Source organism: Bifidobacterium margollesii, from assembly GCF_002860355.1.
Lineage (GTDB): Bacteria > Actinomycetota > Actinomycetes > Actinomycetales > Bifidobacteriaceae > Galliscardovia > Galliscardovia margollesii.
This window is the reverse complement of record NZ_NMWU01000036.1, coordinates 19,730-30,791: the sequence shown is the minus strand read 5'-3', so window position 1 is coordinate 30,791 and position 11,062 is coordinate 19,730. Positions and strand designations below refer to the sequence as shown.

Annotated in this window: 7 protein-coding genes and 1 tRNA gene; 4 read left to right on the top strand and 4 right to left on the bottom strand. The window is 62.4% G+C overall.

Features of this window, described 5'->3' with window-relative positions:
* Positions 1 to 1,250: 1,250 nt before the first annotated feature.
* From Uis1B_RS12390 to Uis1B_RS09720, 3 genes are all read right to left on the bottom strand, one after another.
* Complete coding sequence (locus Uis1B_RS12390; protein ID WP_243390339.1) at positions 1,251 to 1,490, bottom strand: ADP-ribosylglycohydrolase family protein; 240 nt, start codon at positions 1,488 to 1,490, stop codon at positions 1,251 to 1,253.
* Positions 1,491 to 1,958: 468 nt separating this feature from the next.
* Complete coding sequence (locus Uis1B_RS09725) at positions 1,959 to 2,297, bottom strand: putative heavy metal-binding protein (RefSeq protein ID WP_101617839.1); 339 nt, start codon at positions 2,295 to 2,297, stop codon at positions 1,959 to 1,961.
* On the bottom strand, positions 2,294 to 3,223 hold the full coding sequence (locus tag Uis1B_RS09720; RefSeq protein WP_423734890.1) for an SPFH domain-containing protein: 930 nt from the start codon (positions 3,221 to 3,223) through the stop codon (positions 2,294 to 2,296). Before Uis1B_RS09720 ends, Uis1B_RS09725 begins: the two co-directional genes overlap by 4 nt.
* 177 nt (positions 3,224 to 3,400) lie before the next feature.
* On the opposite strand from Uis1B_RS09720, the gene Uis1B_RS09715 reads away from it, so the two are divergent.
* Positions 3,401 to 4,501 (top strand): YwiC-like family protein, encoded by a 1,101-nt coding sequence (locus Uis1B_RS09715; RefSeq protein WP_101617838.1) that lies wholly within the window; start codon positions 3,401 to 3,403, stop codon positions 4,499 to 4,501.
* A 148-nt stretch (positions 4,502 to 4,649) separates the two neighbouring features.
* Here the strand turns inward: Uis1B_RS09715 and Uis1B_RS09710 are convergent.
* Positions 4,650 to 4,722: transfer RNA gene (locus tag Uis1B_RS09710), tRNA-His, on the bottom strand.
* A 156-nt stretch (positions 4,723 to 4,878) separates the two neighbouring features.
* Here Uis1B_RS09710 and purT point away from each other — a divergent pair.
* The 3 genes from purT to Uis1B_RS09695 all read left to right on the top strand — a co-directional run bounded on the left by purT (position 4,879) and on the right by Uis1B_RS09695 (position 10,937).
* Positions 4,879 to 6,306, top strand: coding sequence for a formate-dependent phosphoribosylglycinamide formyltransferase (purT, locus tag Uis1B_RS09705; RefSeq protein WP_101617836.1), 1,428 nt, complete (start codon positions 4,879 to 4,881; stop codon positions 6,304 to 6,306).
* Positions 6,307 to 6,380: 74 nt separating this feature from the next.
* The gene (purC, locus tag Uis1B_RS09700) at positions 6,381 to 7,130 is read left to right on the top strand and encodes a phosphoribosylaminoimidazolesuccinocarboxamide synthase (RefSeq protein WP_101617847.1); all 750 of its coding nucleotides are present in this window, start codon (positions 6,381 to 6,383) and stop codon (positions 7,128 to 7,130) included.
* Between the two features lie 27 nt (positions 7,131 to 7,157).
* Positions 7,158 to 10,937: a phosphoribosylformylglycinamidine synthase gene (locus tag Uis1B_RS09695; protein ID WP_423734889.1), complete on the top strand. Its 3,780-nt coding sequence runs from the start codon at positions 7,158 to 7,160 to the stop codon at positions 10,935 to 10,937.
* Positions 10,938 to 11,062: the final 125 nt, after the last annotated feature.

Genomic DNA, 11,062 nt, shown 5'->3' with positions numbered 1-11,062 from the left:
TCACCGTCAAAACCACGATGCACCTGACGGGCGGGAAGAGCAAGGCGAAGACCCTCGACTACGCGTCCTACCACTCCGTTGNGGGCGGCAACGACAGCGGCACCGAGACGTTCAGCTGGACGCCCGCGGACTTCGGGCTGAAGGCCTGGCCGGCCGGCGACGCCTGGTTCACCAGCCAGGTCACCGGCGTGACCGGCGCGGACAATGGGATGAACGTGGCCTGCCCGGCCGGACAGACCCTCGTCGGCAGCAAGCCCAATGAGTACCGGCTGTGCCTGACGGACTACGCGAAGGAGACGTCGGAGCTCAACGGGGCGGAGAACATCCACTTCACACCCCGGTTCAAGCCCAGCGTCACCTCGAAGGTCACGGCCTCCACCATGAGCGACGGCAACCCGCCCAGGGACGAGATCACCGTCAACCTCAACACCAAGACCGTGTCGGGCCTGAAGGTCACGGCGAGGGCCGACGTGTACTGGACGCCCGACAAGGGCACGGACGGCACGGCCCTGCCCGCGAACCGCAAGCACGTCGCCGCGGTCACCCCGCTCGTGTTCGACGCCGCGTCCTTCAAGGACGGCGTCGCCACGAAGACCTACGACCCCGCCAAGGACCCCGCCATGAAGAACGTGCTGGGCAGGCTCGGCACCGGGTACGTGACCTACGTGTGGCGGATCGACAGAACCGACCTGACCGGCCAGAACATCACCTACGGGTGGGACTGGCACGCCAAGGGCTGGACCAAGACCCTCACGTTCGAGTCCGCCCGGCTGCTGGACATGGACGCGACCGTATCCGACGGGTGGCGGCCCGGCCGCGAACAGGCCGAACAGACCACCGGCTGGTGGCTCAAGGTCACCAAGATCGGCTACCTCGGCCACAATGCGAACGGCTCGTTCCAGCCCGACCGTCCCGCCAAGGGGGCCGTCCTCAACATGCAGGAGACCGTCGACCAGACCGGCAGGACCCCGGTCGCCGGCGCCACGACGAACACCATCACCCTGAACAGCAAGGGCGAGGGCACGTTCCCCTACCATCGCATCAGGGAATCGTCAATCAATCGTTCGACGGTCGTGTCCAGAAACCTCGATGCGTTGACGATGTCCAATGTCCACGATCAACCAGCCGGTTCGTCCGGTCATTTTCTGAGGCATCGACGATCTCTTGATGCCCAAGGCCTCCGCGAGAACGGTCTGGGAACACCCGCGCGCCGTCATCATGCCTATGTCGGCTGTTCTGACCGACACAGGCTATTCGGCCGTGGACCGCGATTCCGAATGATTCGCGACGATCCGGTCGATGACGTCTCTGCCACGTATCATCCGAACCCAGTCATCCGGAATGCCCGTCGCACCACCGAATCCGTAGACGATACCGGCAAGCGCGCCGGCGACCGCAGCCGTGGTATCGGTGTCATCGCCGAGATTCACCGCCGTCCGCACACAGTCAGCGTACGAAGTTGTGGTGGTCAGGCACCAGCATGCGGCCATCAGGGTGTGCCGGACGAACCCGGTGGATGCGATGCTTTCCCGCGGTTCCTCCCATATCCGGTCGAATCCGGCGTGGTCAGGGAATCGGACATGGATTCCTCCTTCAATCGTCCTGATTGATCTTTGCCACGCCGACGTGCCCCACGTCGGGGGTGGTGCTGTGTTGTTGACTGGACCCCAGTGGACGACGTACGCGTCCAGGCTGGTTTTGAGTTCCTCGTAGGAGTCAAAAAACTCCCGTCCGGAGTAGCATTCGTCCTTGAGCCGGACGCACCGTCATTCGCACCGATACCGTCATCCCACGTCCGAGTGCAGCATCAGATCCGTACCCTCGGGCAGTCGCGTCTCGAACATGGTGCGTAGCCGTCACTGCCAGGCGAGGTCGGGATGCTGGTTGACGTCCCAGACTGCCTTTCTGGAATCATCGTCATAATGACGACCGCGATCCTCGCCCGGCGATCCGGCCGATCAGACCGACGGCCGGGATTTGGGCGCAAGCTGCACGGCCGTGCCGGATGCGGTGACCATGAGCATGTCGCCCTGCCCCAGCACCTCGTAGTCGATGTCCACACCGATCACGGCATGGGCCTGCAGATCGGCGGCACGCCGCTCCAGTTCCGCCAGCGCCTGGTTACGGGCATTGATCAGCTCGTCCTCATAGCCTTGGCTGCGCCCGCCGAAGACATTGCGCAGTCCGGCGCCAAGATCCTTGAGAAGATTGACGCCCGAAATCACTTCGCCGAAGACGATACCGTAGTATCCGGTGATCTCGTATCCTTCAACGCTCGGGGTTGTGGTGATGATCATATTCTGTTCACTCCTTTTCCATTTCCGCTCTCATAGGGGGACGCATGCACGGCGTCCCCGGTCAGCAATGCGTTGGTCACCTCGCTGTACAGGTTCTGGAAGCCTGCCGGGGTGGATGCGGGCAGCACCACGGTCTTGGAATTATCGGATTCCGACAGCGAGCGCATCACGTCCAGATACTGGTTGAACATGACGATCTGGTTGACTTCGCCGATGTCCATGCCCACGGCGTGCAGGCTCTTGATCTGGTCGACGATGCCGTTGGCGATCTCCCTGCGGTAGTTGGCCTGGCCTTCACCTTGGAGCCTCACTTTCTCCGCGTCGGCCTGTGCCTGGGTTTCGATGGCGATGCGCTGCGCTTCGGCGCGCTGTCGGGTGGCTTCCTTCTCACGCTGGGCGGCGTTGATGGAGTCCATGGCCTGCTTGACCTGGTCGGAGGGGTCGAGCGCGGTGATCAGGGTTTTGACCACGGTGAAGCCGAATCGCTGCATTTCATTGCCTACGGTGCGCTGTACGTCGAGGGCCACGTCGTCCTTGCGTGCGAAGGCGTCGTCGAGGCTGAGCATGGGGATGGCGGATCTTAGGGCGTCCTCCATGTAGCTGCGTAGCTGTGCCGCGGGGTTCTGCAGTTCGTAGTAGGCGGTGGCCACGTTGCGCGGGTCGACGCGGAACTGTGTGGAGGCGACCACGGTCACGAACACGTTGTCGAGTGTTTTGGTTTCGAGTTTGACGTCCAGCTGGCTGACCCTGAGGTTCATTTTTTGTGCGATGTGATCGATCACCGGTATCTTCAGGTGCAGTCCGGCCGTGGTCACCGAGTGGAACTTGCCCAGTCGTTCGATCACGTAGGCGTTCTGCTGCGGGACGATGTACAGGCTGAGGAACAGTATGATCACGATCAGTGCCAATAACAACAGCACGAACATGGATCCGATGATAGATGCCACTCCTGCCATGGCTGTATTCCCTTCCTTCGCGCCGCACATCCGTGTGCGACGTCCACTTCGATTCAACCACGCCCCTGTAATAACGGGGAGATATCTCCCCTTTTGCCGCGTGTCGCCACGTACGCTGCGCGTCATACGCCACGTACACTGTGCTCCATGACCGAAGACCACGATCGCAAACAGCCGCATGGGCGGCATCCGCATACCGTTCCGGGCAGCATACGTACCGTATCGAGGCGGTCTCTTGCAAACGCTTCGGGAAACCGGAACGTCCGTGCCGCCGATGGTGCGGGTTCGGTTCGTCTGTGGCTGCCGAATCAGCATGGCGCGTGGGCGATGGTGCTGTTGCCGTCGATCGCCGCTCTGGTGGTCTCCGGCGCCGATTGGCGCGGCGTATGGCTTGCAGCGTGCTGGGCGCTGTGTTATTGCCTGCAATTCGTCTTGTCCCGTTGGATCAAGGTTTGGAGATCGTCGGGGACGGGAAACGATCGTCTGCATCACAATCGTCTGTATCGTTATGGCCGGCCGGTTATCGTCTATGCGGTGGTTCTGCTGATCTTCGGCGGGATTCCTCTTCTGCTGTCGGCTCCGGGACTGCTCAGGTGGGCTCCGATCTACGTCGTGCTGCTCGTCGTGTCGCTGTTGGCTGCGTATTGGAAGCGGGAACGATCCCTCTGGGCGAATGTCGCGGCCATCGTGGCCTCGTGTATCATGCCGGTGATCATCTGTTCGGTCGGATCCGCTTCGGTGAGAGGATCCTGCGCCTTCGAGACGTCCCACGGCACCGATGAGCAGTTCGCGGCTTGTGCCGCAGCCGTGGAACGGTATCGTCTGGTCATCGGACTGCCCGATAACCCGTGGCGTGTTGCGGATGCCGGTTTCTGGCGGTCATGGTGGCCGGCCGGATCGGTGCCGACCGACGGGCTTGTTATGTTCCTCGTATTCGCGCTCACCCAGTTCGGATCCGTATTGTTTGTCAAAACGATGATTCGCGAGCGCGGCAATCGTTGGTATGTCGCGTTTTCTCTGCTGTGGCATGCCAGTCTTACGGTGTTTGGATTCTCGTGCGCGTCCGTCACTCCGCTGGGTTGGGTGGCCATCGTTCTGCTGATTCGCGCCGCGGTGATGCCTGTCGTCGCGCGGTATCGGAAGGTCAAACCGCTGGCGGTGGGTATGGTCGAGATCGTTGCCAGTCTGCTGGTGTTCGTCGCCGCAGTTCTCACTGTTCCTCAGGTGGCGGGATCGCTCGGCCTGTAGCCTGCCGTGAGGGATTACGCTACCAGAGATTCCATTATTAGGTGCCACCTCATCAGTCGGCTCCGCCGACAGCTTCCCCTCTCAGGGGAAGCCCGGCTTATGGTCTCAGATACGAAAAAGCCCGGAATCTCTTCCGGGCTTTATGCGGGGTGGCTAACGTGGCTCGAACACGCGACCTTCTGAACCACAATCAGATGCTCTACCAACTGAGCTATAGCCACCATGTGCACGTTTTCAGCGAACTGATTTCGCGCAACAGATGAAAACTATACACGATTCCCCAAGGCACGCAACACCATCCGATATCGGCGTGTCGCACACCACGCGCCACACCAGCGTCTTCCCCAAAACGCGATGATGATGACACAATGGAGGATATGAGCAATTCTTCCCTCACCCCAGCCGAACAAACCGAAAATCCCGACCAGACCACCCCAGCCGTTCCCGATCAGCCCATCTCGGCCGTTCCGGCCCAGTCCGCCACCGATTCCGACCAGTCCACCACCACTTCCGATCACCCCATCACCGTTCCCGATCGCCCGCTTGGATCCCCTTTGGGCCACACCCGCACCCGTGCCCTATTGCTGGGCTCCGGGGAGCTTGGCAAGGAGATCGCCATCGCACTGATGCGCGTGGGCGTGTGGGTATGCGCCGCCGACTCCTATGAGGGCGCTCCGGCCCAGCAGGTAGCCCACGAATCCCGCGTGCTGGACATGGCCGACGCCGGTCAGCTGCGGGCTTTGTTCGATGAGGTGAAGCCCGATATCATCATTCCCGAAATCGAAGCGATCGCCACCGAGGAACTGGCGAGAGCCGCGAAGGCCGGCATGCAGGTGGTACCCAGCTGTGAGGCCGCACAGATCTGCATGGATCGTGAGCGTCTGCGCCGTCTGGCGGCCGAGGACCTTGGACTGCCGACCACACCGTACCGGTTCGCCGGTTCCGAGGAGGAGCTGGCCGCCGGGGCCGAGGCCGTGGGCTTCCCCTGCGTGGTCAAGCCGGTGATGAGCTCGTCCGGTCACGGCCAGTCGGTACTGCACTCCGCCGATGACGTGTCCCACGCGTGGCAGGTGGCGCAGACCGAAGGCCGCGTGGCCAAGGAGCATCAGGTCAGCCGAGTGGTGGTGGAGGCGTTCGTACCGTTGGATTACGAGCTGACCGTACTCACCGTGAGCTCCAGTTCCGGCATCGTCACCTGCGAGCCGATCGGCCAGCGCCAGCGGAACGGCGACTATCGCGAATCATGGCAGCGGGCTGCGATCACCGATCAGACGCGAACCACCGCACGAACCTACGCCGAGCGGATCGTACGCGGCCTGACCGATCTTGCCCATCGCAACGGCGAGACCGGCTGGGGCGTGTACGGCGTGGAACTGTTCGTCCTACGCAACGGAGATGTGCTGTTCAACGAGGTCTCGCCCAGACCTCACGACACCGGCATGGTGACGATGATCTCCCAGTTCCTCAACGAGTTCACGCTGCACGCCTACGCGATTCTCGGCGTCGGCGTAAGCGAGCACGCCGTGGAACTGCGCGACCCGAAGTTCTCCTATGCCAGCCATGCGATCGTCGTCAAGGGCAAGGGCGAGGTGACGTTCACCAATCTCGCCCAGGCGCTGGAGCATCCGTTCACCGATCTACGCATCTTCGGCAAGCCCGGCGTGGACGGTGAGCGCCGCATGGCCGTGGCGTTGGCGTCGGGGCGTACCGAGTGCGAGGCCCGCGGCCGCGCGAGGGATGTGGCGCTGCTGCTCAAGAGCAATGTGGAGAACGTCGAGGACGGCGGGGAGACGGCACGGTTGTAGCCGCCGCTTGGTATCGTAATTGACGATTATTCACCCCTGATTTTCACTCCGGTAACGCTGTGAGAAAGGTCATGATGGAGAAGCTGGAAAAGCTCTACGAGGGCAAAGCCAAGAAAATGTACGCTACCGACGACCCCGAGGTGCTGTGGGTCGAATACTCCAACCAAGCCACCGCCTTCAACGGCGAGAAGAAGGAGCAGATCGCCGGCAAGGGGCAGCTCAACAACCGCATCACCACGGTGCTGTTCGACCTTCTCAAGGCCCGCGGCGTGGAAAGCCATTTCATCAAGCAGATCAACGAGACCGATCAGCTCGTGCGCAGGATGACGATGTTCCCGCTGGAGATCATCATGCGCAACGTCGCCGCCGGCTCCTTCGCCAAGCGTTACGGCGTGGAAGAGGGCACGGAGCTGAAGAAGCCGATCCTCGAATTCTGCCTGAAGTCCGATGAGCTGGGCGACCCGTTCATCAACGATGACGGCATCGTCGCGCTGGGCATCGCCACCGAGGAGGAGCTCGCCGAGATCTCCCGTCAGGCGCGCGAGGTCAACAAGCAGCTTTCCGACATCTTCAACAAGATCGACGTGAAGCTCGTGGACTTCAAGATCGAGGAGGGCAAGACCTCCGACGGCACGATTCTGCTCGCCGACGAGATCACCCCCGACACCTGCCGTCTGTGGGATCAGAAGGATCATTCCGGCAAGGTGGAGCATCTCGACAAGGATCTGTTCCGCCGCGGCTTGGGTTCGATCATCCCGGCCTACGAGGAGATCGACAGCCGTCTTGAGGCTCTGGCCAAGGCCGAGGGCGTCGAGATCAAGTAAGACGATCACCGGCCCGTATCCGTTACGATGCGGGCCTTTTCTATCTTTTTCATCCCTGTTCTATCGTTTCGGAAGGATGATAGCGTGGTCTATCGCGTATATGTAGAGAAGAAGCCCGGCTTTGACGTTGAAGCCCAGCAGTTGAAGGGCGAGCTCAACACCATCGTAGGCATCGAGGGACTGTCCGGTCTGCGGGTGGTCAACCGCTATGACGTCGAGGGCATCAGCGAGGAACTGTTCACCCGTACCGTGCCCACCGTGTTCAGCGAGCCTCAGGTGGACGACGTGGCGTTTGATCTGCCTGATTTCGGCGACGCGCACGTGTTCGCCATCGAATACCTGCCCGGCCAGTTCGATCAGCGGGCCGATTCCGCCAGCGAGTGCATCCAGCTGATCAGTCAGGGCGAACGGCCGACCGTGCGTTCCGCCAAGCTGTACGTGCTCGAAGGCGATCTCGCCGACGATGACGTCGAGGCGATCAAGTATTACGTGATCAACCCGGTCGAGGCTCGAGAAGCCTCCTTGGCCGTCCGTGAAACGTTGAAGACCAAGGTACCGGTGCCTGGCAAGGTGGAGATCGTCGACGGATTCCGCACGCTGGACGCCGAGGCCGGCCAGCGGTTCATCGACGAGCGGGGTCTGGCGATGGATCTCGCCGACCTGGAGTTCTGCCAGCGTTATTTCACCGAGGAGGGGCGCGACCCCACGATCACCGAGATCAAGGTGATCGACACGTACTGGTCCGATCATTGCCGTCACACTACGTTCGGCACCCGTCTGGAGAACGTGACGATCGACGACGCGGTGGTGCAGGCCGCGTTCGACAGGTATCTGGCCATCCGCCACGAGCTGGGCCGCGACGCCAAGCCGGTGTGCCTGATGGATATGGGCACGATCGGCGCCAAGTGGCTCAAGGCCAACGGCGTGCTGAGGAACCTCGACGAGTCGGAGGAGATCAACGCCTGCACGGTGAAGGTGAAGGTGGACGTGAATGGCCACGACGAGGACTGGCTGTTCCTGTTCAAGAACGAGACCCACAATCATCCCACCGAGATCGAACCGTTCGGCGGTGCGGCCACCTGCATCGGCGGATGCATCCGCGATCCGCTTTCGGGCCGTTCCTACGTGTATCAGGCCATGCGCGTCACCGGCGCCGGGGATCCGACCGTGCCGGTGAGCGAGACGCTGCAGGGCAAGCTTCCGCAGCGCAAGCTCGTGACCACCGCGGCTGCCGGCTATTCCTCCTATGGCAACCAGATCGGCTTGGCCACCGGTCAGGTCGATGAGATCTACCATCCCGGGTACGTGGCCAAGCGTATGGAGGTGGGTGCCGTCGTGGCCGCCACTCCGGCCGATCATGTGCGCCGCGAAACCCCGGCCCCCGGCGACAGGATCATCCTGCTGGGCGGTCGTACCGGCCGTGACGGCATCGGCGGTGCCACCGGCTCCTCCAAGGCGCATAACGTGGAGTCGCTGGAGCTTGACGGCGCCGAGGTTCAGAAGGGCAACGCGCCAGTGGAGCGTAAGCTGCAGCGCCTGTTCCGCCGCGGTGACGCCTGCCGTCTGATCAAGCGTTGCAACGATTTCGGTGCGGGCGGTGTTTCCGTGGCCGTAGGCGAGCTGGCCGACGGTCTGTATGTGGATCTCAACGCCGTGCCGAAGAAGTATGAAGGTCTGGACGGCACCGAACTGGCCATTTCCGAATCTCAGGAGCGTATGGCCGTGGACGTGGCCGCCGAGGATATGGACGAGTTCCTCGGATACGCGCGTGAGGAGAATCTCGAAGCCACGGTGATCGCCACCGTGACCGAGGAGCCTCGCATGACGATGGTGTGGAACGGTGACGCGATCGTGGATCTCAGCCGCGAGTTCCTCGCCTCCAACGGCGCTCCGAAGCATCAGGACGCCCATGTGGAAGCTCCCGAATCGTATGAGACCCCGTGGATGAGCGGCTCGCTCGCCGATCGTATGACCCGTCTGGTCACCGATCTCAACGTGGCGTCCAACAAGGGTCTTTCGGAACGTTTCGATTCCACGATTGGCGCCGGCACCGTGCTCATGCCGTTCGGCGGTCGGCGTCAGCTCACCCCGAGCCAGGCCATGGTCGCCAAGTTCCCGGTGTTCGGGCAGACCACCACCGCTTCGGCGATGGCATGGGGCTTCAACCCGTACATCATGGAGAAGAACCAGTTCACCGGCGCGTATCTTTCCGTGGTCGAATCCATCGCCAAGCTGGTGGCCACCGGTTTCAAGCGCGAGAACGCCTATCTGAGCTTCCAGGAGTATTTCGAGAAGCTGCGCGACGAGCCGGAACGCTGGGGCAAGCCGCTGGCCGCGGTGCTCGGCGCGCTCATGGCGCAGATCGATCTCGGTGTCGGCGCGATCGGCGGCAAGGATTCCATGTCCGGCTCCTTCGAACAGTTGGACGTTCCGCCCACGCTGATCAGCTTCGCCGTGGCATGCGGGCCGATGGGCAACACCGTCTCCCCCGAGTTCAAGAAGGCCGGTCACACGCTGGTCCGTATTGCGCCGCGCTACCAGTCCGACGGGCTTACCCCCGATCCGGAAAGCCTGATCGAAACGCTTGCCGTGGTGGAGGAGATGATCGAAGACGGTATGGTGGCCGCGGCCGCCACGCCCGGCTACGGCTGCACCGCCGAAACGCTGTTCAAGATGACCGTGGGCAACCGTATCGGCGTGACGATCGACCCGTCGATCGCCGTGGACGATCTGTTCACGCCCGCGTACGGCAGTTTCATCGTGGAGCTTGCCGACAACGCCAAGCTGCCGCCGGTGAGCAACCTGGTGTGCATGGGACGCATCGGCGAAACCACCGAGGTCTACGAGTTCACTGCGGCCGAGGAGACGATTGATCTCGCCACGCTGCAGGAGGCGTGGGAGCATGGCATCGAGGAGGTATTCCCTTACCGAGGCAAGGGTGACGCCGTGGAGACGGTGAGCTACACCGCCGGTCGCAAGGTGAGTCATGCGTCCTCTTCCATCGCCCGTCCGCGTGTGATCATCCCGGTGTTCCCTGGCAACAACTGCGAGTACGATACGGCGGCGGCCTTCGAACGCGCTGGTGCTGAGGTCTCCACGCTGGTGATCAACAATCTCACCCCCGAGGCCGTGGCCGAAAGCACGCAGGCGCTGGTCGACGAGATCCGCCGCAGTCAGATCGTGATGATCCCCGGCGGATTCTCCGGCGGCGACGAGCCGGACGGTTCCGCCAAGTTCATCACCGCGTTCTTCCGTGCTCCCGCCGTCACCGAGGCGGTACGCGATCTGCTGAAGAACCGTGACGGCTTGATGCTGGGCATCTGCAATGGTTTCCAGGCGCTGATCAAGCTGGGATTGGTGCCGTACGGCGATATCGTGCCGATGACGGCCGAATGCCCGACGTTGACGTTCAACACCATCGGTCGTCATCAGAGCCGTCTGGTGCGCACCCGCGTGGCGTCGAACCTCTCCCCTTGGCTGGCGAAGACCACGGTGGGTGACGTGCATACCGTGGCCATTTCGCATGGCGAGGGCCGTTTCGTCGCCTCCGACGAGGTGCTGGGCGAGCTCAAGGCCAACGGTCAGATCGCCACGCAGTATGTGGGCGAGGAGGGTGTGCCGAGCATGGATCTGGATGTGAATCCGAACGGGTCGCTGCTCGCCATCGAGGGCATCACCAGCCCCGACGGCCGCGTGTTCGGCAAGATGGGCCATTCGGAGCGTTCCGGCAACGGACTGTATCTCAACGTGCCGGGCAATAAGTACCAGCCGATCTTCGAAGCCGGCGTGGAATACTTCGCCGCCTGATCGCTATAGCGGACATGCTGGTTGCAGGGCTGTCCGACGGAGACATCACACTCCGGCGGGCAGCCCTTTTTCATAGCCGCAATATCTTCACACACCAAACTCCGTGACACGGGCCGTCTCGCGTC